20 protein-coding genes and 1 pseudogene are annotated in these 25,891 nt (G+C 68.3%); 16 read left to right on the top strand and 5 right to left on the bottom strand.

All coding sequences use genetic code 11. The features are described from left to right. Positions 1-120 precede the first annotated feature (120 nt). The 7 genes from eccB (at position 121) to IA22_RS0127150 (ending at position 7,299) form a co-directional block, all read left to right on the top strand. Positions 121-1,653: a type VII secretion protein EccB gene (gene eccB, locus IA22_RS0127180; RefSeq protein WP_030125142.1), complete on the top strand. Its 1,533-nt coding sequence runs from the start codon at positions 121-123 to the stop codon at positions 1,651-1,653. Positions 1,654-1,664: 11 nt separating this feature from the next. Next, complete coding sequence (mycP, locus tag IA22_RS0127175) at positions 1,665-2,909, top strand: type VII secretion-associated serine protease mycosin (RefSeq protein ID WP_030125141.1); 1,245 nt, start codon at positions 1,665-1,667, stop codon at positions 2,907-2,909. Between the two features lie 163 nt (positions 2,910-3,072). Beyond that, the gene (locus tag IA22_RS0127170) at positions 3,073-3,513 is read left to right on the top strand and encodes a hypothetical protein (protein ID WP_014153728.1); all 441 of its coding nucleotides are present in this window, start codon (positions 3,073-3,075) and stop codon (positions 3,511-3,513) included. Beyond that, positions 3,510-5,222, top strand: a complete 1,713-nt coding sequence (locus IA22_RS35430; RefSeq protein ID WP_078640221.1) for a WXG100 family type VII secretion target — start codon at positions 3,510-3,512, stop codon at positions 5,220-5,222. Before IA22_RS0127170 ends, IA22_RS35430 begins: the two co-directional genes overlap by 4 nt. A 25-nt stretch (positions 5,223-5,247) precedes the next feature. Further along, entirely contained in the window at positions 5,248-6,504 is a 1,257-nt protein-coding gene (locus tag IA22_RS0127160; protein WP_030125139.1) for a S8 family serine peptidase, read from the top strand. Positions 6,505-6,581: 77 nt separating this feature from the next. Continuing rightward, positions 6,582-6,935, top strand: coding sequence for a WXG100 family type VII secretion target (locus IA22_RS0127155; RefSeq protein WP_014153725.1), 354 nt, complete (start codon positions 6,582-6,584; stop codon positions 6,933-6,935). Positions 6,936-6,999: 64 nt separating this feature from the next. Then, positions 7,000-7,299, top strand: a complete 300-nt coding sequence (locus IA22_RS0127150; RefSeq protein ID WP_014153724.1) for a WXG100 family type VII secretion target — start codon at positions 7,000-7,002, stop codon at positions 7,297-7,299. A 159-nt stretch (positions 7,300-7,458) separates the two neighbouring features. Here the strand turns inward: IA22_RS0127150 and IA22_RS38320 are convergent. From IA22_RS38320 to eccCa, 3 genes and pseudogenes are all read right to left on the bottom strand, one after another. Further along, a pseudogene (locus IA22_RS38320) lies at positions 7,459-7,646 on the bottom strand (VOC family protein); the annotation flags it as partial. 244 nt (positions 7,647-7,890) lie between these two features. Next, complete coding sequence (locus tag IA22_RS0127145; protein WP_030125138.1) at positions 7,891-8,961, bottom strand: (+)-(1(10)E,4E,6S,7R)-germacradien-6-ol synthase; 1,071 nt, start codon at positions 8,959-8,961, stop codon at positions 7,891-7,893. Between the two features lie 620 nt (positions 8,962-9,581). Then, on the bottom strand, positions 9,582-13,550 hold the full coding sequence (gene eccCa / locus IA22_RS0127140; protein WP_030125137.1) for a type VII secretion protein EccCa: 3,969 nt from the start codon (positions 13,548-13,550) through the stop codon (positions 9,582-9,584). Positions 13,551-13,795: 245 nt separating this feature from the next. Here eccCa and eccD point away from each other — a divergent pair, with 245 nt between their 5' ends. From eccD to IA22_RS0127110, 6 genes are all read left to right on the top strand, one after another. Next, entirely contained in the window at positions 13,796-15,298 is a 1,503-nt protein-coding gene (eccD, locus tag IA22_RS0127135) for a type VII secretion integral membrane protein EccD (protein WP_014153721.1), read from the top strand. 189 nt (positions 15,299-15,487) lie between these two features. Further along, positions 15,488-15,778 (top strand): 30S ribosomal protein S15, encoded by a 291-nt coding sequence (gene rpsO / locus IA22_RS0127130; protein ID WP_003965855.1) that lies wholly within the window; start codon positions 15,488-15,490, stop codon positions 15,776-15,778. Between the two features lie 271 nt (positions 15,779-16,049). Next, positions 16,050-18,263 carry a polyribonucleotide nucleotidyltransferase gene (locus tag IA22_RS0127125; protein WP_014153720.1) on the top strand — a complete coding sequence of 738 codons (2,214 nt, stop codon included), beginning with the start codon at positions 16,050-16,052 and terminating at the stop codon, positions 18,261-18,263. Further along, complete coding sequence (locus IA22_RS0127120) at positions 18,260-19,651, top strand: M16 family metallopeptidase (protein ID WP_015578982.1); 1,392 nt, start codon at positions 18,260-18,262, stop codon at positions 19,649-19,651. Before IA22_RS0127125 ends, IA22_RS0127120 begins: the two co-directional genes overlap by 4 nt. A gap of 13 nt (positions 19,652-19,664) precedes the next feature. Then, positions 19,665-20,417: a 4-hydroxy-tetrahydrodipicolinate reductase gene (dapB, locus tag IA22_RS0127115; RefSeq protein WP_030125136.1), complete on the top strand. Its 753-nt coding sequence runs from the start codon at positions 19,665-19,667 to the stop codon at positions 20,415-20,417. 14 nt (positions 20,418-20,431) lie between these two features. Next, on the top strand, positions 20,432-20,884 hold the full coding sequence (locus IA22_RS0127110) for a tetratricopeptide repeat protein (protein ID WP_014153717.1): 453 nt from the start codon (positions 20,432-20,434) through the stop codon (positions 20,882-20,884). 52 nt (positions 20,885-20,936) lie between these two features. Here IA22_RS0127110 and IA22_RS0127105 read toward each other — a convergent pair whose 3' ends face one another. Beyond that, the gene (locus tag IA22_RS0127105; RefSeq protein WP_014153716.1) at positions 20,937-21,488 is read right to left on the bottom strand and encodes a hypothetical protein; all 552 of its coding nucleotides are present in this window, start codon (positions 21,486-21,488) and stop codon (positions 20,937-20,939) included. Positions 21,489-21,581: 93 nt separating this feature from the next. Then, positions 21,582-21,821 (bottom strand): hypothetical protein, encoded by a 240-nt coding sequence (locus IA22_RS0127100; protein ID WP_014153715.1) that lies wholly within the window; start codon positions 21,819-21,821, stop codon positions 21,582-21,584. A 175-nt stretch (positions 21,822-21,996) separates the two neighbouring features. Here IA22_RS0127100 and thyX point away from each other — a divergent pair, with 175 nt between their 5' ends. The 3 genes from thyX to IA22_RS0127085 all read left to right on the top strand — a co-directional run bounded on the left by thyX (position 21,997) and on the right by IA22_RS0127085 (position 25,602). Next, on the top strand, positions 21,997-22,734 hold the full coding sequence (gene thyX, locus IA22_RS0127095; protein WP_030125135.1) for an FAD-dependent thymidylate synthase: 738 nt from the start codon (positions 21,997-21,999) through the stop codon (positions 22,732-22,734). 152 nt (positions 22,735-22,886) lie between these two features. Beyond that, on the top strand, positions 22,887-23,786 hold the full coding sequence (dapA, locus tag IA22_RS0127090) for a 4-hydroxy-tetrahydrodipicolinate synthase (RefSeq protein WP_030125134.1): 900 nt from the start codon (positions 22,887-22,889) through the stop codon (positions 23,784-23,786). 130 nt (positions 23,787-23,916) lie between these two features. Then, on the top strand, positions 23,917-25,602 hold the full coding sequence (locus IA22_RS0127085) for a ribonuclease J (protein WP_015578985.1): 1,686 nt from the start codon (positions 23,917-23,919) through the stop codon (positions 25,600-25,602). Positions 25,603-25,891 lie beyond the last annotated feature (289 nt).

The raw sequence follows: 25,891 nt of genomic DNA, 5'->3' as shown, positions 1-25,891 counted from the left end.
CCCTACCTGAGCGGTGATAGCCAAGTGCCAACAGGCATAGTAGGGGTCGCGGTCGGGGGAAGCGGCTCGCGGAGGGTGTGCGAATCTGGTCGCCCACCGGGGAGAAGGGGCAGCGCGCAGATGGCATCACGGCGGGACGAACTCAATGCCTACACCTTCGCGAAGCGGAGGTTGGTCGCACAGTTCCTGCAGCCCCACCCGTCAGGCTCGGAGGAGGGTGCGCCCCGCCCTCTTCGCGCGGTGGTTCCCGGTGCGATCGTCGGCGTGGTCGTCCTCGCCGTGTTCGGTGCCTGGGGGATGTTCAAGCCCGTGGCTCCGCAGAAGTGGGACACCCCGTACGAGAACGTCATCATCGCCAGCAAATCCACCACCAGATACGTGGTGTTGACGACCGACGGCAAGACCCAGCTCCATCCCGTGCTCAACATGTCGAGCGCCAAGCTCCTGCTCGCCCCGGACAAGGGCACGGTCATCAACGTCGACGAATCTGTTCTCGACAACGGGAAGATCCCCCACGGAGCGACCCTCGGCATCCCCTACGCCCCGGACCGTCTGCCCGACAAGAAGGAAGCCGGCACCACGAAGCGCTGGGCGGTCTGCGAGCGGCCCGGCCAGGGCGGCAGGGCCATCCAGAAGGCGGCGTTCGTCTTCGCGGAGCGCGAGCAGACGAAGACCGAGGGCAAGAACAAGCTGCGGGGCGGCGAGGTGATGTACGTCGAGGGCCCGGGGCCGGACCGGACCCGCTACATCGTCGACGCCACCGGCAAGGCGTACCCGGTCAAGAACGACGAACTCCTGCTGCGCACCCTGGTCGACGGAGGCCGCGAAGCCCAGCGGGTGTCCGCGGACTGGCTCGCCACCCTGCACATGGGGGACGAGGTCACCTTCCCGGCCGTCGAGGGGAACCCCGGCACCGACGCAGGTGTCGAGGGAGCGCTGCAGCCCGAGGACAACAAGGTGGGCATGGTCCTCGCTGCGACCTCCGGCACCAGGACCCAGCAGTACGTGGTCCTGCCGGGCAGGGTCGCCCCGGTCTCCGACTTCGTCGCCAAGCTCCTGCTGAGCAGCCGCGCACTGGTGAGCCTCGACCAGGACGGCAAGGCGAAGGACGTCAGCGCCGCCGCGTTCCAGCCCGGCAAGGCCTTCGGGCAGGAATTCGACTGGCCCGCGGCTGAGCCGGAGCCCGTCAACTCCGCGGAGACGTCGGGCGGAGGCCGTGACACCGTGTGCAACGTTCTGCGCGGTGTCGCGGACAAGGGGGGCGCCAGCACACTGAGCACCTGGGCGGGCACCGGCTTCCCCGCCGCACTGCCCACCGGTTCCAGCAGTGCCTACGTCACCCCCGGTTCCGGTCAGCTCTTCCGGCAGTTCAAGGGTTCCAGCCCGGAGTCGGGCCCGCTCTTCCTGGTGACCGACACCGGTCTGCGCTATGCCATGCAGTCCAACGGCGACAGCGTGCAGGACGACTCCGGCATCGGTGAGTCCGGTACGAAGGAGGAGAGGGAGCAGCGTCAGCAGGAGGCACAGCAGGCGCAGAACCGGCTCGGATACAAGGACGTCGACCCCGCCCCCGTCCCCGCAGCCTGGTCCGCCTTCCTCCCGACGGGTCCCCGTCTGTCGACGGGTGCCGCCCGTCAGCCGCAGGGTTCGTGAGGAGCGGCCACGTGACCACGCACCCGTCCCCTCGCAGGCGCCTGCTGACCGCCGCTGCCGCCACCGCCGTCCTCCTCGTCACGCTGCCGGTGCTGCCGGCCGCCGCCGAGGACTCCACCCAGTGCACCTTCCCGTCGAAGAAGTACGCGGGCCGCCCCTGGTCACTGCAACGCGTACTGATGGACGAACTCTGGGACCAGTCCACCGGCAAGGGCGTACGCGTGGCGGTCATCGACACCGGGGTCGACGTCAAGAACCCGCAACTGGCGAAGGCCGTGGACGCCGGGAGCGGTATCAACCTCCTGGACAAGAACCTCAAGGACGACAACGGCAACAAGATCGAGCGCGGCAAGGAGAACGGCACCACCGACCTGGTCGGGCACGGCACCAAGGTCGCCGGAATCATCGCCGCGCGCGAGGCGAAGGGCACCGGCTTCACCGGCCTGGCCCCCGACGCCACGATCATCCCGATCCAGCAGAACGACGCGGAGGGACACGGGACCGCGGAGACACTGGCTTCCGCCATCCGGCACGCCGTCCTGAAGAACGCCGACGTCATCAACATCTCCCAGGACACGGCCAACGCCGTGAAACCCACACCCCTCCTCGAGGAGGCGGTGGACGCGGCCCTGGACAAGGAGATCGTGATCGTCGCCTCGGCCGGCAACGACGGCCTGGGCGGAAACGTCAAGGAGACCTACCCGGCCTCGTACGACGGCGTCCTGGCCGTGGCGGCGTCGGACCGCAACAACGAGCGCGCGGCCTTCTCCCAGTCCGGCGAGTTCGTGGGCGTCGCGGCCCCCGGCGTGGACATGATCTCCACGGTGCCCGGCGGGGGACACTGCGCCGACAACGGAACCAGCTTCTCGGCCCCTTACGTCGCGGGAGTCGCGGCCCTGATCAAGGCCAAGCACGAGGACTGGACGCAGGAGCAGATCGTCGCCCAGATCGAGCAGACGGCCGAACGCTCGATCGCGGGCCACGACCGCCTGGTCGGATGGGGCGTCGTCGACCCGGTGCGTGCCCTGACCGAGGACGACAAGCCCATCGAGAAGCCGGTGGCACACGAAGGCATGAGCAAGGGCGAAGCGCCGGTCCCCGCCGCGTTCCACCTGGGCGAGACCGCCGACGAACGCAACGCCCGGCTCGCGACCTACGTCGTGGTGGGCGGGGGAGTCCTGGTCGCCGCCATCGCGGGAGCGGCGATCGCGGTGCGCGACATGCAGCGCAGACGGGGTCGGGCGAACGGTGCGTGAGGCCCGGCCTGTAAGGGCTGCGGGGAAGTTACGTGACGGACAAGACAGTTGGTCATGTCAGTGCCGTTGGCTAGAGTGATGTGATGGGCCAGTCCTGTTCACGTGAGTGCGTTAGCAACGCGAGACGGACTGTGCAAACGGGGAAACGGGGAGAGGCAGCAACGTGGCCAAAGGAAAAGGAGATCTCCATAAGGGCGTAGGGGCCCTGGAGAAGTTCCAACAGAGCGTGAACGCGTTGCTGCGTGAGCTCGAGAGTTCAGCGGCCGGCAAGACGGAGGTCGCGGCACAGAAGGTGTCGCGTGCCTCCTTGAGTGGCCATAACGCATGCTTCGCGGAAGCGGATGGGCTCTACACCCAGTACAACCGTGTGCATGAATCCCTCGTCACGCTCTCGAAGTCGCTGGGTGACCAGATCGAGTACCTGAGCCTGGGCGTGCACGCGGCGGCCGTCGGCTTCGACAACGTGGACGACGAGACGCGGCGGCGGTTCCACGAGATCCGGGCCGACCTGGACGCGGAGCGTGAGAGGGCGCAGGGCGAGAAGCCGGTCAAGCCCGAGCACAACGCCGACAAGAAGAGCGACGCGGGGTGGGCAGCCGAATGAGCGAACCGAAGAAGCCGAGTTCCAGCTCCGAAGCGGAGCCCGAACTGACTCCCGCGGAACAGCGGGAGCAGGACCAGGGGCGCGTTCAGGGGCAACTGCTCGTCACGGACGTCACGCGGCAGGTCCAGGGCGTGATGGAGTCGTTCGGGTTCGGGTCCGGCTCGTCGGGGCGTACCTCTTTCGAGGGTCATGACCTCAACGCGATGATCGACCTGATCGAGAACTCCAAGCCGGAGGATCTGGAGAGCGCCGGGGAAGCGCTGTTGAAGGCGAGGACCGCGCTCAGGAGGGCGGCGGACGACCTGCGCGGCTTCATCGAAGGCGTCGACTGGGAGGGCGAGTCCGAAGTCGCATTCCGCAACTGGGGCAAGGGCTTGGTCGCCCACGCCCAGAAGCTGGGCGACTTCGCGGAGACGGCCGGTACGCAGATCATGGTCGCAGGCACTGGCCTCGCCTCGGTCCGCAACTCCCTCCCTCCTCGCGACACCCGCCTGAACAAGAAATCCCCCGACGAGGTCGAGGCTCCGAAGCGGGTCGAGGGCAATGCGGAGTACGCGGCTGCGGTGAAGGTCGAGAAGGACCGCCAGGAAGCGATCAACCAGGCGAACAGGCTCGCTTCTTACTACGCGGTCTCGGAGGAGACGCTGGCGGCACAGGAGCCGCCGCGGTTCGAGAAGAAGCTTGATGTGGCGATGCCGCGGCCGGAGGGCCATGCGCGCAGAACGGGCGAGTCGGATTCATCGTCATCGGGTGGCAACTCTCCGTCAGACAGCGCAAGCTCTGGACGGGTGGCAGAGCACCTGGTGACGGGCAGCTCGAGCTCTTCAGCAAGCGGCCATGGCTTCGAGACGCCAGAGGTTGTGGCGCCTGTGCTGGATCAAAGCACGTCGACAGAGATCAACAGCGTTGCTGCACCGCCGTCGCCGACGACAGTTTCCGGCACTTCGCCCCAGCCGACGACGAGTCCCGCGGTCTCGGGCGGGGGCTCCGCCCCGCCCATGGCTCCCGGATTCGTCAATCCGGTATCGGCAAGCTCACGAGGGTCCCAGGGGCCAATCAGCGCGCCCAAAAGCACTGGTCGGACGGTGAGCGGCGGGAGCCGTACGAGTAACCCCACAGGCGGCAGCGCTGCCGCGAACGGCCGCGCCGGATCACCAGTAGGACGCCCTTCGCCCATGGGGGGCGGATCGGCCTCGGGGACCGCCGGTCGATCCGGCATCACTGGCGGCAGGCCCATAGCCGCGGGCCAGCCGGTGTCCGGTTCCTCCAGCCCCCGGGCAGGCCGCGCGAGCGGCATCGTGGGTGGCACCCCGCAGCGCGCAGGAGCAGGTACGGCTGGAGGCGCTCGTGGCGTACCGCGCGGCACGGTCGTCGGATCAGGAGGCGTGCCTCGAACGGGGGGTCCGGCTGGCGCCTTCGGCCAACGAGGTGTCGTCGGGTCAAACAAAGCCAACAGTGCGTCCAGGCCTGGTGGACGTGGCACACCCAGCACGAATGGTGTTGTGGGTACACCCCGTGGTGCGGGGAGTGGCGCCGGTGGGAAGGGCTTCACCGCAGGTGGTACGGGTCTTGTGCGTGGCCCTGCGGGACGCAAGGACGCCCGCGACGACGACCAGGATGACGGCACGCAGCGCCCCGACTACCTGACGGAAGACAGAGAGACGTGGGAGGCCGGCCGGCGTGGGGCTGCACCGCCGGTGATCGAGTAGGCAAAGGGAAGGTTCGGAAGTCAGGATGACAGCAGGAATGAGCCAGACCCGGAAGCGCCATAGGTCTCTCGGATTGAGAGGGCGCCTGCTCGGCACGATGGCTGTAGTCGCTGTTTGCACTGTGGGAGTCGTGGGGGCCGCCCCAGCGGCGGTAGCCGCAGACGTGCAATCGAAGCAGTGGTACCTCGGCGCAATGCAGGCTGAGGAGATGTGGAAAGTTACGACGGGTGAGGGCATAAAGGTTGCCGTCATCGATACAGGAGTCAATTCAGCCACCTCGTCTCTGGAGGGGCAAGTTCTGGCAGGACTTGATGCCACGGGCGTGGAGGGTGACGAGGCCGACGATTACAACGGCCATGGAACCACCATGGCTGAATTGATTGCTGGCACGGGTAAGGGGGGTGGCCTTAGGGGGCTAGCTCCCGGGGCGAAGATTATCCCAATGAGAGTCGCTGACGGTGATTGGCAGACGAAGGAGCGCGTGAACTCCCTCGACACAACGGACGCGATTCGCGCTGCAGCCGACAGTGAAGCCAAGATCATCAGTATGTCGTTCGGTAACGACTTCAAGTTGGATGAAGAGCTTGAGGCGGTGAAATACGCCCAGAGTAAAGGGAAGCTATTTTTCGCCGCTGTAGGAAATGAAGCCAAGAAGGGTAACCCGGTTAGCTATCCGGCGGCTTACCCCGAGGTTGTGGGTGTCTCGTCGGCTGACCGCGACGGGAAGGTAGCCGAGTACTCCCAGAATGGGAGCACCGTCGACATCGCCGCTCCTGGCAACGATATTCCTTACTGGTGCGACGAGACCTTCCAGGAATACTGTGATGGCGACGGCGGAACGAGTGCAGCGACCGCAATCGCATCCGCCTCTGCCGCTCTGGTCTGGTCCGCACACCCGGACTGGACTGCAAACCAAGTCCTCAACGTACTTTTCGACACTGCCAGTCGCGACTGGGAAAAGGGCACGCTCAGCAAGTACCTCGGTCACGGCCTGATCCGCCCTTCCATGAACATCCTCAAGGGCAAGGGTGATCCCGGCGCCCCGGACATCAGTCCCCTCACCAAGGAGAAGACGTCCGGCTCCGAAGGATCGGGCGCTCCCTCTGCATCAGCCTCGTCACAGCCTGAGAAGAAGGACAAGGCTGAGGATGCCGCCATGGCAGGCTCCAGCACGGAGAAGAACGACAGCAGCCAACTGGGGCTGATTCTCGGCGGCGTGGCAGTGGTGCTCGTAATCGGCGGCGGAGCCTTCGCCCTGGTTCGTAAGCGCCGTTCTGCCTGACTGCCGTAAATCCCCAGACGCACTGTCCGGCGTGAGGCGTCGGACCGATAAAGAGCACCAGGAAGGAAGCCAGCACCATGGCAGATCAGAAGCTTTCAGATGAAATGCTGCTCAAGCTCGAAGGCGAGCTCACCAAGCGATTCGACTCCGTGAGGGGTCAGCTGAAGACTCTGCAGGCGACGATCGACAGCCTGGAAGGCGCCTGGAAGGGCATCGGCGCCAGCGCGTTCAACGCCAAGCAGGCCGATATCAACATCAAGATGGGCAACATCGCCACCCGCCTGGTCAACTTCCAGGAAGCGATCAAGGCGGCCCGGACGATCTCGGGTAACACCGAGGACGAGATCCGGCAGGCCCTCCAGGGCGTGGACGTCGTCCCCGGTCACTCGACCGGTTCCGAGGCCAAGACCTCGGCGATCAACTCCCTCTGATACTTGCCTTCCCCCGTACCTCGTACGGGTCATCACATCGAACCACTTCGAACTGGAGGACCGTATGCCGACCAACGACGGCACGATGGTTGTCACTTACTCAAGCCTGGAGCAGGCCGCTGGTGACATCGACCGGCAGGGCAGGCAGCTTCAGGAAGACCTCGCGTCCATCAAGCGGATGGTCGCCAACGTCTCCGAACTCTGGGTGGGCGAGGCCAAGTCGGCGTACGACGCCGCGCAAGCCGGCTGGGACCGCGACGCCACGGGCATCCAGACCGCTCTCGCGGAGATCTCCCGCAAGGTGCGGGACGCGGGTACGGCGTACCACGCGGGTGACAAGCGGGCGCGGGCCAACTTCGAGTAAATCTCAGCGATAGACACAACAGGTCAGGGTGGGCACGCACGGGAGGTGCCCACCCTGACCTGTTTCTTCAGCTGGTTCCGACGTTCCGCCATCCGCTGTGCAGAAGATCCGGGCCGGTTGGTCCTCACCACGGTTGCCCCATCGGGTTCTCCCCCACATGTTGCCTTCGGGGTCGGCCATCACCGTCCCCGGCACGCGCCTCGGCCCACGTCGGCGTTGGTCGCTCCGAGCGCCCTCAGACGTGTGACCAACACTGGAAACACCCCAGCCGAGTACCTCTGCCCAGAACCGGCCGAGCGCCGAGTCGTCCCTGGCCTCGAGTTCACCTGAACAAGTTGCAGCGTCATGCGGCACACCCTGAGGCGCGTCCTGCGGCGGCTGGTCCGCTGCCGCGAGGACGTTGTCCTGGCTGCCGCGATCAGGGCATCGGAGCCTCCAGGTGTCCCGTTCGCGGGGGCCGAGCCCCCGATCGGCTTCGGGACTCCGTGACGGTCGTGCGCCGTGAGACGGCGTGGTGCGCACGCGAGGCCTCCGTCCGTCAGGAAGCAGCTCGCGTTCGCAACCGTCGCACATCACGAACCGGCGCGCCGTCTAGTCCTTCAGCAGCGTCCACCACCAGGAGACGCTGGCGATCGGAAGAGGCTGGTCCGCCTCCCGCGCACGGAAGGGGGCTTCCGCGCTGCCGGCGGGCAGGTCGGCGGGGTCATCGGGATTGACGTAGCGATGGGTGGTGAGGGACCAGTCGTAGTCCGCGCGGATCCAGGAGTCGCAGTCCGTGATCCACTTGCGCAGTTCCGGTTCGGCGTCGCGGAGAATCTGATCGCGGAGACGCAGGTAGAGAGCCATGGCGCGGGTATGCATCGTGGCCGTCTCGCTCACGGCCTCTTCGACGGAGCACTGCCGTTCGTGCGCGATCAGATCGACCACGTTCCCGTAGCTGTCCTGACTGCGCCGGCGCTCCTTGTGATAGGAGACCAGGTCGTTCGACCAGCCGATGATCGCGGCGAAGACCTCCACGAACCCGCGGACGTCGTGCCGGTCGTAGTCGGCCGCAGGGAGGTCGTATCCATGGATGATCTCGCTGAGCGTCGAGAAGATCTTGACGCCCGAAGAGTCCAGCCGGACCGCCAGGTGGTCGGAGAGGGTGGGGATGCGCCCGTATGTGCTGTTCGCGGCCATCCAGATCTGGCCCTGGAGGTAGGCACGGAAGCTGGCGGCCCAGCGAGCGGTCTGTACGGGGGTGGTCAGATCGTCGAGGCGCAGACGCAACTCGAGTAACGCGGCGCTGTAGTTGTCATCCGCGGGAGCGGCCCAGGGGACTTCGACGATTCGCTGGAGCTTCGTGATGATGAGCAGGGTGGCGTCCGGAGAGGCCGCAGCCGGACCCTCGTCGCAGTATTCGTCGTCGAACGCGAACAGCCACATCAGGAAGTCCGCGGTCCACTGCAGAGCCGCCAGTCGCCCGTCCGGGCCACCTCGGCCGGTGATCTCACCCACGGAGATGCGGGTCAGTCGTTCCCGTTGCGCATGATCGGAGTAGAGGCCGAATCGATCGAGCCAGGCGGCGGAGCCTTGGTCGATCTCACGCCAACTCGGGTGGATCCCGGAGGGGAGCGGGACCCACAGCTGAGGGATCTTCGGCGCTGAAGCTTGGGAGGTCATGAACCACCTTTTCGCATGTACTTTTCAATGCCTCTGGGTCCCGGAAGTTAGCAAGGCGGGGAGGGAACTGGTACAGCCCTTTCCAGCCGGGTTGCCCCATGGGTCGGACCCTCCCCGCCACACTGTGGAGGCGTCCGGTTACACCTCCGCCCCTCGTGGGCCGTACCGAAGTGGTTGATCACGCCGTGTTTGCGGTTGATCGTCCTCGGTGTGCAGTTGGCCCGAAAGCGGCTCTTGCCGGTTCAGGATTCACCAATTCCGGTCGTACGCGCCCACGTTCCGCCGTCCGTGGGCCCCGTCATCGCGCTGCATGCCGTCTCGGTCGCCCCCTCGTCGGTCCGTGCACCGACACCCGGTGGGGGTTGCCGGCGAGCCCCCGATTCCCGTTGGCCGGGAAGCCGCCTACAAGCAGTTGTGATTCCGCCCAGTTCTGGCCACCCGCATGCGCGCACGCAGCAACGGGGAAGCGGGCGCCCGCCGTCGATCGCCGGAGAGCCTTTCCGAGCTCGAAGCCGGATCCCCTGCCTGCCTGCTGCCGGCTGTCTGCCGCCGGACCGCACGCAGAAGCGGGTGGTGACGGATCGATCCCGTCACCACCCGCCTCGCACCGGCCGCCGGTCCTACCGGTCCCCGTCCATGAGTCCCGTCTGCACCAGCGGGTTCCCGCGCCGGCGGGTGACGAAGACGCCGCGCCCCGGGGGCATCGGCCGTGGACGTACGTTGCCGAGGATGTCCCCTTCGATCGGGTCGCCGGACAACATCACGCCCTGCGCCCCCAGTTCCAGGATGCGCTGGAGGAAGGGCTCGTACAGCGCGCGGCCCGCTCCCGCCGTGCTGCGCGCGATGATGAACCGCACCCCCACGTCACGGGAGAACGGCAGCATCTCCGTGAGCTTCGACAGCGGGTTGCCGCTGGACGTCGAGACCAGGTCGTAGTCGTCGACGACCACGAACACCGACGGGCCGCTCCACCAACTGCGGTCGCGGAGCTCCTGGGCCGTGACGTCGGGCGACGGCGTACGGCGCTTCATCAGGTCGTACAGCGCGTCCGCGTGGTGCTCCATGTTGTTGGACATGGGAACGTACTCCGCGAGGTGCGTCGCGGGGGTGACGTCCAGGAGCGCTCGCCGGTTGTCGATGACGAAGAACTTCGCGGCGTTCCCGTCGTACCTCTCGGTCAGCTGCTTGATGAGCATGCGCAGCAGGTTGGACTTGCCGGACTCGCTCTCACCGAACACCAGGAAGAACGGGTCCCGCTCGAAGTCGAGCCAGACCGGTTCCAGGTTGTTCTCGTCGATGCCGAACGCGATGCCCCGCTCCGGCTGCGCGTAGCCCGCGGGCAGGTCGTGGACCGGGAGTTCGCGGGGCAGCAGCCGGACGGCGGGTGCGGGAGCCGCCGTCCAGTGCCGGGCGACCTCCTGGTTCATGGCCGCCGTGGCCTCGGAGAGGTCGCTGTCGGAGTTGATGCCGTCGATCCGCGGCACCGCCGCCATGAAGTGCAGCTTCTCCGGCGTGAGACCGCGACCGGGTACACCGGCAGGCACGTTGACCGCGGCCTTGCGGTCCAGCTCGGAGTCCATGACGTCACCGAGCCGCAGTTCGAGCCGGTTCATCAGGTGGTCCTTGAGGTTGGCCCGGACCTCCATGGAACGCGACGCCGTGACGATCAGGTGGATGCCGTAGCCGAGACCGCGCTGAGCGATGTCGATGGCCGCCGCTTCCAGGGCCTCGTAGTCCGTACGGAAGTTGCCCCAGCCGTCGATGATCAGGAAGACGTCGCCCCACGGCTGGTCCGTCACCGAGATCTCGCCCCGCGCCCTCAGCCGGCGGAAGGTGGCGATGGAGTCGATGCCCGCGCTGCGGAAGTACTCCTCACGGCGGGCCATGATCCCGTACACCTCGGAGACCGTACGGCGCACCCGCTCGGGGTCGAGCCGGGAGGCGATCCCTCCGACGTGGGGCAGCCCGGAGACCGAGGCCATGCCGCCACCACCGAAGTCCAGCCCGTAGAACTGCACCTCCTGCGGCGTGTGGGTCAGGGCGAAGCCGGCGATCAGCGTCCGCAGCAGCGTGGACTTGCCCGACTGCGGGCCGCCGGTGATCTGCATGTGGCCGGCCGCGCCGGAGAAGTCCCGGTAGAGGGTGTCACGGCGCTGCTCGTACGGCTTGTCGACCACACCCAGCGGTACGACGAGACGTCCCGAGCCCTCGAACCCGGGCTGGGTCAGCCCGCGGCCCTCGACCGCGGACAGCCCCGGAAGGAGCTCGTCCAGCGACGGCGGATTGTCCAGCGGGGGCAGCCACACCTGGTGCGCCGACGCCCCGCGGCCCTCCAGCCTGCGCACGATCACGTCGAGGACCGTGTCCGCCAGCGCGTCGTCCTCGGACTTGCGCGCCTCGGGAACGCCCGGCTCCACCGTCGGCTGCACATAGCGCACCGGCACCGGCGCCGCGGTGAACAGCACCGGCCGGCGGTCGACGGGCAGCGGACCGGAGGACGCGGCGGGCTGCGCCCCCGAGCGGTACACCCCGGAGACGTACGCCGCCTTGAAGCGGACCATCTCGTCCGTGCCGTACTTCAGATAACCCGAACCGGGCACATTGGGCAGGTGGTAGGCGTCCGGGACGCCCAGCGCCGCACGGGACTCGCCCGTGGAGAACGTACGCAGGCCGATCCGGTACGACAGATAGGTCTCCAGGCCGCGCAGCCGCCCCTCCTCGAGGCGCTGCGAGGCCAGGAGGAGGTGGACGCCCAGCGAACGGCCGATGCGGCCGATCTGGACGAACATCTCGATGAAGTCGGGCTTGGCCGTCAGCAGCTCGCTGAACTCGTCGATGACCAGGACGAGCGAGGGGATGGGCTGCAGCGGGGCACCCGCGGCGCGCGCCTTCTCGTAGTCGTGGATGTTGGCGTAGTTGCCCGCGTCGCGCAGCATCTCCTGGCGGCGGTTGAGCTCACCGCTGATGGAGTCGCCCATGCGGTCCACCAGCGTCAGGTCGTCGGCGAGGTTGGTGATCACCGCGGCGACATGCGGCATCTGCGCCATTCCGGCGAAGGTGGCACCGCCCTTGAAGTCCGCGAGGACGAAGTTCAGCGTCTCCGAGGTGTGGGTGACGGCGAGACCCAGGACCAGCGTGCGGAGCAGCTCGGACTTGCCGGAACCGGTGGCGCCGACACACAGCCCGTGCGGTCCCATTCCCTCCTGTGCCGCCTCCTTGAGGTCCAGCATCACCGGGCTGCCGTCCTCGCCCACGCCGATCGGGACCCGGAGCCGCTCGGCCTGCGAGCGGGCCCGCCAGGTCCGGCTCACGTCGACCGAGGCCGCGTCACCGAGATTCAGCAGGTCGGTGAACTCCAGATTGGCGAGCAGCGGTTCGTCGTCGTCCCCGCCGGTGGCCACGTGGAGCGGCGCCAGCTGGCGCGCCAGCGCCTCCGCCGCCTCGTGGCTCAGCAGGTCGGGAACACCGTCGTACACCAGGCCGTGCCCCGACTCCAGCTGGAGCGTGTGGGGGTCCACCACGATGGAGAGACCGCCGCGCGCCCCGGTGACCTGGCCCGTGACGATCTCGACGACGGTGACGCCCTGAAGGCCCTCGGCCGACGCGAGTGCGGACGTCGCCGGCACGGACTCGCCGTCGAGCACGACCACGACGTGCGGCTGGTCGAGGAGCGGTTGGCCCCCGGGCTGGAAGCGGGGGCGGCCGTCGAGGCGGCCCGCGAGCATCTCCTCGAGCTCCGCGACGCTGGTGGTGATCAGGCGCCGGCTGCCGGCGCCGTCGGTGGAACCCTGCACCTGGACGTGCGGGAGCCACTTCGTCCACTCCCAGTGCGGAGCGGCGTCGCGGCCGGTCGCGACGGCGACGACCAGGTCCTCGGGGGAGTGCAGCGAGGCGAGCGCCCCGACCATCGCGCGGGCCGTCGCACGCGCGGATCCGGCCTCACCGCTGATCGTCAGGTGGTAGAAGGCGCGAAGCGAGACCGCCATCGGCAGCCCGTCCAGCGTGCTGTGCGTCGTCAGGAACTGCTGCATCGCCCCGGCGGTCAGCGGCTCCAGCTCGTCGACCGGCGCGGTGTCGGGGGCGACGAGCGGCGTGGCGAGTTCCTGGCCGCCCAGACCGATGCGTACGTGCGCGAAGTCGGCGTCCCCCACACGGCGCTCCCACACCCGGCTGCCCTCGGCCACCAGGGCCCACAGCTGCTCCGGGGACGGGTGGAGGTAGAACTGCGCGTCGCGCTGCTGACGGGCGGTCCTCAGCACGGCGCGCCGGGTCTGCGTCAGATACTTCAGGTAGTCGCGCCGCATGTCCGCCAGCTGACCCTGGGTGCCGCGCCGGAAGCGGACGAGCATCGAGATGGCCATCGCGATCGTCGACGCAATCATGATCATGCCCATGATCCGCATGATCGGGTTCGGGGTCATGAAGAAGAAGACGACGGAACCACCCATACCGAGCATCGGCAGCAGTTGCATCATCACCCCCTCCTGCTGCCCGCGGGGCAACTCCGGCGGAGGTTGCAACTGCACCTGCTCGCCCGGAACTTCGGAGGGGAGGGCCCGCGGTGGGCGCTTCACGACAATGTGGCTCACAGCTCACCAAATCCCTTGCCGGACGGAACTGTTCCTATCGGCGCCCCCGTGGCGACGGGGTTCCGTCCGCGGGAGGATCCTACTGGCGTGCCCGGTGACCCGAGGGCGGTAGGGTGTCGCGACGCGTGTACGCATCCGCTAACTACCGCAAAAAAACGGGTCATTCGGGACGCAGGTCGAGCCCTCGATCCAGGGGTGCGTTTTCAGGAGTCCATGAGCATCATGAGGGGGAGCAGCACGTGACTATGACGGCCCAAACCGCGGCTACCGGATCCGGTCGGCCGGGTCCCGGAGTTCCGGCCGGCAACGGAACCGGCTTCTGCCGGGTCACGGTCGTCGCGCCCGACAGCCGTGTCGACGTGGCGCTCCCCGAGGACATCGCCGTCGCCGACCTCTACCCCGAGATCCTGCGGCTCTCGGGCCAGAGCCCCGCCCAGGGCGCCCCGGTCGGATACCACCTGGTGCGCCGCGACGGCACCGTCCTCGACAGCGGGCGCACGCTGGCCGGCCAGCGCATCCTCGACGGGGAGCTCCTGTCCCTGCGGCCCTTCTCCGAGTCGCTGCCCCCCGCGGTCTTCGACGACGTCTCCGACGCGGTCGCCACCGCGGTCGCCAAGGACCGCACCCTCTGGGGCGACAGCCTCATGCGCTCGGCCGGGCTCTTCGGCGGGTCGGTCCTGCTCGTCCTGCTCGGCTTCGTGCTCTGGACCTCCGACATCCGGCACGACATGCACGGCCTCCCGGGCATCCTGGCCGCCGTCACCGCCGTACTCCTCCTCGCGCTCGCCTGCGTACGCGCACGCGTCTACGCGGACCGCGGCTCGTCCATCGCGCTGGGCATCGGCGCACTCACCAACTCCGCCGTCGCCGGTGCCGGGCTCCTGCCGCTCAGCGAGGGCCAGGGCGTCGGCAGGCTGCAGTTCCTGCTCGCCTGCGCCGCCGTGCTGGTGGCGTCGGTGATCCTCATGATCGCCGCCCCCGAGGGCGACGGCACGTTCGTCGCCTTCGTCTTCGCCTCCGCCATCGGCGTGCTGGTGACCTTCGTCGCGATCCTGACCGGCATGGAGCCGGCCGAGACCGCCGCCGTGTGCGCCCCTCTCTCCGTGGGCCTCCTCGCCTTCCTGCCCGGGCTCTCCACCCGCTTCGCGCGCCTCCCCATCGGCTTCGAGCCGCCCCGCACCACCGTCGGTGACTACGGGACGTCCGACCCGGCACCGCAGGGCCCGGTCGACGCCGACCGCATCGCCGCCCAGGCGCGACGCGGGCACGAGCTGCTCCTCGGCCTCGCCGGGGGCTGCGCGCTGGTGGCCGTGGGTGCCACGGCGGTGCTCGGTTTCTCGGACAGCGTCTGGGGCCAGCTCCTGGCGCTCGCCACCGGGGTCGCGATGCTGATGCGCGCCCACCTGTTCCGCTACACCGCCCAGGTCGGCTGCGCCCTGGGCGCGGGCCTCGCCTCACTGGTGCTCCTCGGCCTCGGGCTGTCGCTCAACCCGCCGGTCGACCTGATCCGCGAGGCGCTGAAGGGCGACAGCGCGGGACTCGACATCCGTACGATCTGGCTCACCGCCGCGGTCGCCGGCGTCGCCGCGCTGATCACCGCCATAGGGCTGATCGTCCCGCGCAAGGGCGTCACCCCGTTCTGGGGCCGCTTCCTGGAGATCGCGGAGGCCTTCGTCCTGCTGACGCTGCTGCCGCTGTGCCTGGCGGTCTTCGACGTCTACCACTCGATCCGGGCCCTCACCAGCTGACCCGGGCGGCACCACGGACGGACGGGCCCGCAGCGACTGGTACGCTGTGTGACGGCCGTTTGTGTACGCGCCTCCGGGAATCCTCCTGAGGGCTGCGCTCATCGGACCTTCGCCTCCGAGTCACGGAAGCTCCCCTGAGATCAAGACCAGGGGCACTCGTGGGCGCATCGAACATCAAGAGGAGTACGCGTGCCGCTCGACGCCGCTACGAAGAAGCAGATCATGTCCGAGTTCGCCCAGAAGGAGGGTGACACCGGATCCCCCGAGGTCCAGGTCGCCATGCTCTCCCGCCGGATCTCGGACCTGACGGAGCACCTCAAGACGCACAAGCACGACCACCACTCCCGTCGTGGTCTGCTGATCCTGGTCGGCCAGCGTCGCCGCCTCCTGCAGTACCTTGCCAAGAAGGACATCCAGCGCTTCCGTGCGCTCGTCGACCGCCTCGGCATCCGCCGCGGTGCGGCCGGCGGCGCCAAGTAAGGACGCTGTGAGAGGGAGCGGTACCCCGGTTCCAGGGGGCCGCTCCCTTTGCTGTACGTGCGTGACCCGGGTTCGGCTCAGTAACCTGGAAGCACGACAGCATAACGAGGAGAGGCGCGCCACGGCCGCCGCCGGTCCTCGGTAGTGGCCCCCGGGGCAACGCCCGGGAGCTTCGATCGAAGACCGGCCCGCACACACGGCGCGCTTCTCCGCACCGTCCTCCGCCACACGGGCGGCAGGACGAAAGACGACGAGTATGGAGAAATCACTAGTGGAGAACGAGACCCACTACGCCGAAGCCGTGATCGACAACGGCACCTTCGGCACCCGCACCATCCGCTTCGAGACGGGCCGCCTGGCCAAGCAGGCCGCAGGCTCCGCCGTCGCGTACCTGGACGACGACACCATGGTGCTGTCGGCCACCACCGCTTCCAAGCGGCCCAAGGACCAGCTCGACTTCTTCCCCCTCACGGTGGACGTCGAGGAGCGGCAGTACGCGGCCGGCAAGATCCCCGGCTCCTTCTTCCGCCGTGAAGGCCGGCCCTCCGAGGACGCGATCCTCACCTGCCGCCTGATCGACCGCCCGCTGCGCCCCTCCTTCAAGAAGGGCCTGCGCAACGAGATCCAGATCGTCGAGACGATCATGGCGCTCAACCCCGACCACCTGTACGACGTTGTCGCGATCAACGCCGCCTCCGCCTCCACGATCCTGGCGGGCCTGCCCTTCTCCGGTCCGATCGGTGCCACCCGTGTGGCCCTGATCAAGGGCCAGTGGGTCGCCTTCCCGACGCACACCGAGCTCGAGGACGCCGTCTTCGACATGGTCGTCGCCGGTCGCGTCCTGGAGGACGGCGACGTCGCGATCATGATGGTCGAGGCCGAGGCCACCGAGAAGACCATCCAGCTCGTCAAGGACGGTGCCGAGGCCCCGACCGAAGAGGTCGTCGCCGCCGGTCTCGAGGCCGCGAAGCCCTTCATCAAGACGCTCTGCAAGGCGCAGTCCGACCTCGCCGCCAAGGCCGCCAAGCCCACCGGCGAGTTCCCGGTCTTCCTCGACTACCAGGACGACGTCCTGGAGGCGCTCACCAAGGCCGTCCGCACCGAGCTCGCCAAGGCGCTGACCATCGCCGGCAAGCAGGAGCGTGAGGCCGAGCTGGACCGCATCAAGGAGATCGCGGGCGAGAAGCTCCTCCCGGCCTTCGAGGGCCGCGAGAAGGAGATCTCGGGTGCCTACCGCGCGCTGACCAAGAAGCTGGTCCGCGAGCGCGTCATCAAGGACAAGGTCCGCATCGACGGCCGCGGCGTCACGGACATCCGTACGCTCGCCGCCGAGGTCGAGGCCATCCCGCGCGTGCACGGCTCGGCGCTGTTCGAGCGTGGCGAGACCCAGATCCTGGGCGTCACCACCCTCAACATGCTCCGCATGGAGCAGCAGCTGGACACCCTCTCCCCGGTGACCCGCAAGCGCTACATGCACAACTACAACTTCCCGCCGTACTCCGTCGGTGAGACCGGCCGCGTGGGTTCGCCCAAGCGCCGCGAGATCGGCCACGGCGCGCTCGCCGAGCGCGCCATCGTGCCGGTGCTGCCGTCGCGCGAGGAGTTCCCCTACGCGATCCGCCAGGTCTCCGAGGCGCTGGGCTCCAACGGCTCGACGTCCATGGGCTCGGTCTGCGCCTCCACCATGTCCCTGCTGAACGCCGGTGTGCCCCTCAAGGCCGCCGTCGCCGGTATCGCCATGGGTCTGATCTCGCAGGAGATCGACGGCAAGACGCACTACGTCGCCCTCACCGACATCCTCGGTGCGGAGGACGCGTTCGGCGACATGGACTTCAAGGTCGCCGGCACGAAGCAGTTCGTGACCGCGCTCCAGCTCGACACCAAGCTCGACGGCATCCCCGCCTCGGTCCTGGCCGCCGCGCTGAAGCAGGCCCGTGACGCGCGTCTGCACATCCTGGACGTCATGAACGAGGCCATCGACGTCCCGGACGAGATGTCCCCGAACGCCCCGCGGATCATCACCGTCAAGATCCCGGTGGACAAGATCGGTGAGGTCATCGGCCCCAAGGGCAAGATGATCAACCAGATCCAGGAGGACACCGGCGCCGACATCACGATCGAGGACGACGGCACCATCTACATCGGTGCCCAGCAGGGCTCGCAGGCCGAGGCCGCCCGCGCCACGATCAACGCCATCGCCAACCCGACCATGCCGGAGGTCGGCGAGCGCTACCTGGGTACGGTCGTCAAGACCACCACCTTCGGTGCCTTCGTCTCCCTGATGCCCGGCAAGGACGGTCTGCTGCACATCTCGCAGATCCGCAAGCTCGCCGGTGGCAAGCGCGTGGAGAACGTCGAGGACGTGCTCGGCGTCGGCGCCAAGGTCCAGGTCGAGATCGCGGAGATCGACTCCCGCGGCAAGCTCTCCCTCATCCCCGTGATCGAGGGCGAAGAGGACGAGAAGAAGGACGACACCGACAAGTGACGTCCCGTAGTTCCGTGACGACGGCCCGCCCCTCCTCGGAGGGGCGGGCCGTCGCCCGTACCCAAACGCTTCTCAAGGGCACCAACGGCATCGGTACCGTCCGCCGCACCGTCCTCCCGGGCGGTCTCCGGGTCGTCACCGAGACGCTGCCCTCCGTACGCTCCGCCACCTTCGGGATCTGGGCCAACGTCGGATCACGCGACGAGACGCCCACCCTGAACGGCGCGACCCACTACCTCGAACACCTCCTCTTCAAGGGCACGGCCAAGCGCAGCGCCCTCGACATCTCGTCCGCGATCGACGCGGTCGGCGGCGAGATGAACGCCTTCACGGCGAAGGAGTACACCTGCTACTACGCTCGGGTCCTGGACACCGACCTCCCGTTGGCCATCGATGTCGTCTGCGACATGCTGACCGGTTCGCTGATCGCCCCCGAGGACGTCGACGCCGAGCGCGGCGTCATCCTCGAGGAGATCGCGATGACGGAGGACGACCCGGGCGACTGCGTGCACGACCTGTTCGCGCACACGATGCTCGGTGACACCCCGCTGGGCCGCCCGGTCCTCGGCACCGTCGACACGATCAACGCGCTGAACCGCGGGCAGATCGCCCGCTTCTACAAGAAGCACTACGACCCCACCCACCTGGTGGTGGCCGCCGCGGGCAACGTCGACCACGCCACCGTCGTCCGGCAGGTCCGCAGGGCCTTCGAGCGCGCGGGCGCCCTCACCCGGACCGACGCCGTCCCCACGGCGCCGCGCGCGGGATCCCGTACGCTGCGCGCCGCCGGCAAGGTCGAGCTCCTGAACCGCAAGACCGAGCAGGCGCACGTCGTCCTCGGCATGCCCGGGCTGGCCAGGACCGACGAGCGCCGCTGGGCACTCGGCGTCCTGAACACCGCGCTCGGCGGCGGCATGAGCTCACGCCTCTTCCAGGAGGTACGGGAGAAGCGCGGTCTCGCCTACAGCGTGTACTCGTACACCTCGGGCTTCGCCGACTGCGGGCTCTTCGGCGTGTACGCGGGCTGCCGGCCCAGCCAGGTGCACGACGTCCTCAAGATCTGCCGCGACGAGCTCGACCGCGTGGCGACGCACGGCCTCGGCGACGAGGAGATCGGCCGCGCCGTCGGTCAGCTCGCCGGTTCCACCGTCCTCGGCCTGGAGGACACCGGCGCGCTCATGAACCGCATCGGCAAGAGCGAGCTCTGCTGGGGCGAACAGATGTCCGTCGATGACATGCTGGCCAAGATCGCGGCGGTCACCCCGGACGAGGTCCGTGCCGTGGCGGCCGACGTCCTCGGACAGCGGCCCTCGCTCTCGGTCATCGGCCCGCTGAAGGACAAGCAGGCCGACCGCCTCCAGGAAGCGGTCTCACTCACCACCCCGTAAGGAAAGAACACACATGAGCAAGCTGCGCGTGGCCGTTCTCGGCGCCAAGGGACGCATCGGGTCCGAGGCGGTACGAGCCGTGGAGGCCGCCGACGACATGGAGCTGGTGGCCGCGCTCGGCCGCGGCGACACGCTGGAGACCCTCACGGAGACCGGCGCCCAGGCCGTCGTCGAGCTCACCACACCGGCCTCGGTGATGGAGAACCTCGAATTCTGCGTCGGCCACGGCATCCACGCCGTCGTGGGCACCACCGGCTGGACCGACGAACGGCTCGCGCAGCTGAACACCTGGCTCTCCGGCTCCCCGGAGACCGGTGTGCTCATCGCGCCGAACTTCTCCATCGGCGCCGTCCTCACGATGAAGTTCGCGGAGCAGGCCGCCCGCTACTTCGAGTCCGTCGAGGTCATCGAGCTGCACCACCCGAACAAGGCGGACGCCCCCTCCGGCACCGCCACCCGCACCGCCCAGCTCATCGCCGCGGCGCGGGAGAAGGCCGGCGTCGCTCCGCAGCCCGACGCCACGGCCACCGCGCTGGACGGAGCACGCGGTGCCGACGTCGACGGAGTGCCGGTCCACTCCGTCCGGCTCCGCGGGCTCCTCGCCCACCAGGAGGTCCTGCTCGGCGGTGAAGGCGAGACCCTCACCCTGCGGCACGACTCGCTCCACCACAGCAGCTTCATGCCGGGCATCCTGCTCGGTACCCGCCGCGTGGTCACCACTCCCGGCCTCACGTTCGGCCTGGAACACTTCCTCGACCTGAACTGACTGGGCCCCACCCGATGCGCGCAAAGCTCACCTACCTCGTCACCGCTGCCGTCCTGGTCTTCTACTTCGTCCTGGCCGGCAGCCGGGGCGTGCTGCTCATCCGGCACGGCACGCTGCTCACGGTCACCTTCGGTGTGGCGGTGCTGATCCTGCCGGTGATCGGCATCTGGTTCCTCTGGAAGAACACCCAGTTCGTGCGCCGGGCCAACGGCCTGGCCGCCGAACTGGACGCCGAAGGAGGCCTCCCCGTCGACGAGCTGGTGCGCACACCTTCGGGGCGTATCGACCGGGACTCCGCCGACGCCGTGTTCGCCCGGCGCCGCGAGGAGACCGAGGACAGCCCGGACGACTGGCGCTGCTGGTTCCGGCTCGCGGTGGCCTATCAGGACGCGCGGGACACCCCGCGTGCCCGCAAGGCGATGCAGCGTGCCATCGCCCTGCACAGGAACAAGCCGGTACGCGCCTGAGCGGCGCCGTACCGGCTTGCGGGTGTCCTTGCGGCCCGAGGGGCCCCGGTCGTCAGCCGGTGCGGTACTCGTCGCCCCACGCCTCGATGGTGTCCGTGGCACGCTCGAACGCCTCGGCACGGGCCAGGAAGTCCGCGTTGTGATCGGTGACCAGCGGCGGCAGCGGTTCGCCGTTCCTGCGCACCACGACCAGGGCCTGCCCCTGCACGGTGCGCGGGAAGCCGAGCCACTTCACCGGCTGCTGGACTGTGCGGACCGCCTCCGTGCTCGCCCACGGCACCGTGGTCGTGCGGAAGAAGCCCACCCGGCGCACGCCGTGCAGGCTCACCCACGCACCGACCCGCAGCAGCCGCAGCGCGGCGGCGATCATCGCAGCCGCGAGCACGAAGCAGGCAGAGGCGCCGGACAGCGAACCGGCCAAGGTGATGATCATCGCGGCCAGCAGCACGAAGGACGCCAGCAGCAGCAGGCCGGCTGCCGCCGCGACACGCCAGGGGCCGGGGCGGTAGGGCCGTCGCCAGCTGTCGTGGTCGTCGAACGGCAGCGCGATGTCCTCCGCATCCGCGTCGAATGCGCGGTCGGCCGTCAGGAAGGGCAGGGGCACGACTGATCCTCACTCACAAGCACGCTCGATTGCTGTGCCCGGTGAGGCTACCGAGCAGCCCCCCGGCCGACCACTCCAGGGGGCCCGTACGGGTCAGCGGTGCTGGGACGCCTCGGACGTCTGGCTGTGGGACGGCGTCCGCTCGGTGTCCAGCGCGGGCAGACCGAAGAGCAGCGATCCGGCGAAGCCGGCGACCATCGTCAGCCCTACGAGGGAACGAGCGGCCAGCTGCGAACGGCTGACGCGCCGGCGGGGAGGGGGAGTGACATTACTGCGGAACCGGTCGGCCTCGGCTACGAACGAGAACGGGACGGATTCACGCCGGCGGAACATGAGGAAACTCTCCTTGAACTCTGTGACGGGTGCTGCTAATGAGTCAGACGTACGAGAGGCCCGATCGGTGCCCCGAATCGCCGAACCGATCCAGAATTTCCCGCTGACCGATGCCCTCTCCGAGGCCCGTAGAGTGGACGCCGCCCGAGCGACGCAATTGGAAGGACCCCCGCCGGTGACCGACACCCCCGAGCCCACCAAGGCCCACTTCCGCAGCGATGTCACCGTTGACCTGGTGAAATCAGCCGCAGCCGACTCCGACGTGCTGTTCGCGGCCCGTGTGTCCACCGCCGGCGAGCAGTCCCTGGAAGAGGTCACGAAGGACCCCGAGCGCTCGAAGGGGCTCATCAACTACCTGATGCGGGACCGGCATGGCAGCCCGTTCGAGCACAACTCGATGACCTTCTTCATCAGCGCCCCGATCTTCGTCTTCCGCGAGTTCATGCGGCACCGCGTGGGCTGGTCCTACAACGAGGAATCGGGCCGGTACAGGGAGCTGGAGCCGGTCTTCTACGTCCCGGGGGAGTCCCGCAAGCTCATCCAGCAGGGCCGCCCCGGAAAGTACGAATTCGTCGAGGGAACCCCGGAGCAGCACGCGCTCACGACCCGCGCCATGGAGGACTCCTACCGCCAGGCGTACGACGCCTACCAGGAGATGCTCGCCGCCGGGGTCGCCCGTGAGGTGGCCCGCGCGGTACTCCCCGTCGGTCTGTTCTCCACGATGTACGCGACCTGCAACGCCCGGTCCCTGATGCACTTCCTCGGCCTGCGCACGCAGCACGAGCTGGCCAAGGTGCCGTCCTTCCCGCAGCGCGAGATCGAAATGGTCGGGGAGCAGATGGAACAGCACTGGCGGACCCTGATGCCGCTCACTCATGCCGCCTTCAACAAAAACGGACGGGTCGCCCCGTAGGCGGTGTCCGTATTGCGGCGTTTCGTGAAGTTCATCTAGGCTGATCAAACGGACCCGGCACTGCTTGAACCCCCGAGCAGGCAGTGCCGGGCTCCTCTTCCGCGTCCCCCCGAGGGGGCGCGACGCTCCGAGCAACGAGTAGCGTGTTACCCATGGCTCCGATCTCCACTCCGCAGACCCCCTTCGGGAGGGTCCTCACCGCTATGGTCACGCCCTTCACGGCTGACGGCGCACTCGACCTCGACGGCGCCCAGCGGCTCGCCACCCATCTGGTGGACGCAGGCAACGACGGCCTGGTCGTCAACGGCACCACGGGCGAGTCCCCGACCACCAGCGACGCGGAGAAAGACCAGCTGGTCAGGGCTGTGCTGGAAGCCGTCGGAGACCGAGCCCACGTCGTCGCCGGCGTCGGTACCAACGACACCCGGCACAGCATCGAACTGGCCCGAACCGCCGAGCGCAGCGGCGCCCACGGTCTCCTCGCGGTCACGCCGTACTACAACAAGCCGCCGCAGGAGGGCCTCCTCCGTCACTTCGGCGCCATCGCGGATTCCACCGGCCTCCCGGTGATGCTGTACGACATTCCCGGCCGCAGCGGTGTGCCGATCGACACGGAGACGCTCGTCAGGCTGGCCGAGCACCCCCGGATCGTCGCCAACAAGGACGCCAAGGGCGACCTCGGCCGCTCCAGCTGGGCCATCGCCCAGTCCGGCCTCGCCTGGTACTCGGGCGACGACATGCTCAACCTCCCGCTGCTCTCGGTCGGCGCCGTCGGATTCGTCTCTGTCGTCGGCCATGTCGTCACCCCGGAGCTCCGCGCCCTCATCGAGGCGCACCTCGGCGGAGACGTGCAGAAGGCCACGGAGATCCACCAGAGGCTGCTCCCGGTCTTCACCGGGATGTTCCGCACCCAGGGCGTGATCACCACCAAGGCCGCGCTCACCCTGAAGGGCCTCCCCGCCGGCCCGCTGCGCCTCCCCCTGGTGGAACTCACCGCCCAGGAGACGGCCCAGCTCAAGATCGATCTGGCTGCCGGTGGGGTACAGCTCTGACCACGGACTTCACAACTGAATACGCGAGGACACTCGCGGCGGAAACACCACCTGACAACAGCAAGTGCACGAATGACACGCGCGCCACGTGCCCTCAGCGGTACGTGGCGCGCGTGGTAAGGAGAGTCTTTTGAGTCATCCGCATCCTGAACTCGGTACCCCGCCGAAGCTCCCCAAGGGCGGCCTGCGAGTCACCCCGCTGGGCGGTCTCGGCGAGATCGGCCGCAACATGACGGTCTTCGAGTACGGCGGCCGCCTGCTCATCGTCGACTGCGGCGTCCTCTTCCCGGAGGAGGAGCAGCCCGGCATCGACCTGATCCTGCCGGACTTCACCACCATCCGGGACCGACTGGACGACATCGAGGGCATCGTCCTCACGCACGGCCACGAGGACCACATCGGTGGCGTCCCGTACCTGCTCCGCCTGAAGCCGGACATCCCGCTGATCGGCTCCAAGCTGACCCTCGCGCTCATCGAGGCCAAGCTCCAGGAGCACCGGATCCGTCCCTACACCCTCGAGGTGGCCGAGGGGCAGCGCGAGCGCATCGGTGTGTTCGACTGCGAGTTCATCGCGGTCAACCACTCCATCCCGGACGCCCTCGCCGTCGCCATCCGCACCCCTGCGGGTCTGGCCGTCGCGACCGGTGACTTCAAGATGGACCAGCTTCCGCTGGACGGTCGTCTCACCGACCTGCACGCCTTCGCCCGGCTGAGCGAGGAGGGCATCGACCTTCTGCTCTCCGACTCGACGAACGCGGAGGTTCCGGGATTCGTTCCGCCGGAGCGGGACATCTCCAACGTCCTGCGCACGGTGTTCGCCAACGCGCAGAAGCGCATCATCGTGGCGAGCTTCGCGAGCCACGTGCACCGCATCCAGCAGATCCTGGACGCCGCCCACGAGTACGGCCGCCGGGTCGCCTTCGTGGGACGCTCCATGGTCCGCAACATGGGGATCGCGCGTGACCTGGGCTATCTCAAGGTGCCCGCCGGTCTCGTCGTCGACGTCAAGACCCTGGACGACCTGCCCGACGACGAGGTCGTGCTGGTCTGCACGGGTTCGCAGGGCGAGCCGATGGCAGCCCTCTCCCGCATGGCCAACCGGGACCACCAGATCCGGATCGTCCCGGGCGACACGGTGATCCTGGCGTCGTCCCTGATCCCCGGCAACGAGAACGCGGTCTACCGCGTGATCAACGGCCTGACCCGCTGGGGCGCGAACGTCGTCCACAAGGGCAACGCGAAGGTCCACGTCTCGGGCCACGCCTCGGCCGGCGAGCTGCTGTACTTCTACAACATCTGCAAGCCGAAGAACCTGATGCCGGTCCACGGTGAATGGCGCCACCTGCGGGCCAACGCCGAACTCGGTGCGCTGACCGGCGTGCCGAAGGACCACATCGTCATCGCCGAGGACGGCGTCGTCGTCGACCTCGTCGACGGCAAGGCGAAGATCGTCGGCAAGGTCCAGGCCGGTTACGTGTACGTCGACGGCCTCTCGGTAGGCGATGTCACCGAGACCTCCCTCAAGGACCGCCGCATCCTCGGTGACGAGGGAATCATCTCCGTCTTCATCGTGGTGGACAGCTCGTCCGGCAAGATCGTCGGCGGCCCCCACATCCAGGCCCGCGGTTCCGGCATCGACGACGGTGCCTTCACCGCCGTGGTGCCCAAGGTAGAGGAAGCGCTCAACAAGTCCGCCCAGGACGGGGTGATGGAGCCGCACCAGCTCCAGCAGCTGGTCCGGCGCACGGTGGGCAAGTGGGTGTCCGACACCTACCGCCGGCGTCCGATGATCCTTCCGGTCGTCGTCGAGGTCTGACGCGAGCGCGGCCGCCAGGCCGCCAACCAGGAGCGGGGCGCCTCGATTTGCATCGAGGCGCCCCGCTCCAGTACGTTTGCCATTCCGCCTGAACGGGAAGCACCTCGCGCACTTGTGCGCCGGGAGTACCTGGTCGCCCCTCCAGGGGAGGCGGGAAATCCGACTCAGAATCTCTGATAAAGTCGGGCCCGCCGAAAGGCAAAGGCCACTCCGCAGGCCGCTGGAATCGAATTCGGACCGGAAACGGAACGAAAAAGAATCTGGTAGAGTCGGACTCGCCGGAAAGGGA

This window comes from Kitasatospora papulosa, assembly GCF_000717245.1.
Classification (GTDB): domain Bacteria; phylum Actinomycetota; class Actinomycetes; order Streptomycetales; family Streptomycetaceae; genus Streptomyces; species Streptomyces papulosus.
This window is presented reverse-complemented; position numbering and strand designations above follow the sequence as displayed.

Bases quoted from the DNA above. Each gene is read 5' to 3' on its own strand.
- eccB (WP_030125142.1), top strand. From the start codon at position 121: ATGGCATCACGGCGGGACGAACTCAATGCCTACACCTTCGCGAAGCGG.
- IA22_RS35430 (WP_078640221.1), top strand. From the start codon at position 3,510: ATGAGCGAACCGAAGAAGCCGAGTTCCAGCTCCGAAGCGGAGCCCGAA.
- IA22_RS0127160 (WP_030125139.1), top strand. From the start codon at position 5,248: ATGACAGCAGGAATGAGCCAGACCCGGAAGCGCCATAGGTCTCTCGGA.
- IA22_RS0127155 (WP_014153725.1), top strand. From the start codon at position 6,582: ATGGCAGATCAGAAGCTTTCAGATGAAATGCTGCTCAAGCTCGAAGGC.
- IA22_RS0127150 (WP_014153724.1), top strand. From the start codon at position 7,000: ATGCCGACCAACGACGGCACGATGGTTGTCACTTACTCAAGCCTGGAG.
- IA22_RS0127145 (WP_030125138.1), bottom strand. From the start codon at position 8,961: ATGACCTCCCAAGCTTCAGCGCCGAAGATCCCTCAGCTGTGGGTCCCG.
- eccD (WP_014153721.1), top strand. From the start codon at position 13,796: ATGACGGCCCAAACCGCGGCTACCGGATCCGGTCGGCCGGGTCCCGGA.
- dapB (WP_030125136.1), top strand. From the start codon at position 19,665: ATGAGCAAGCTGCGCGTGGCCGTTCTCGGCGCCAAGGGACGCATCGGG.
- IA22_RS0127110 (WP_014153717.1), top strand. From the start codon at position 20,432: ATGCGCGCAAAGCTCACCTACCTCGTCACCGCTGCCGTCCTGGTCTTC.
- IA22_RS0127100 (WP_014153715.1), bottom strand. From the start codon at position 21,821: ATGTTCCGCCGGCGTGAATCCGTCCCGTTCTCGTTCGTAGCCGAGGCC.
- dapA (WP_030125134.1), top strand. From the start codon at position 22,887: ATGGCTCCGATCTCCACTCCGCAGACCCCCTTCGGGAGGGTCCTCACC.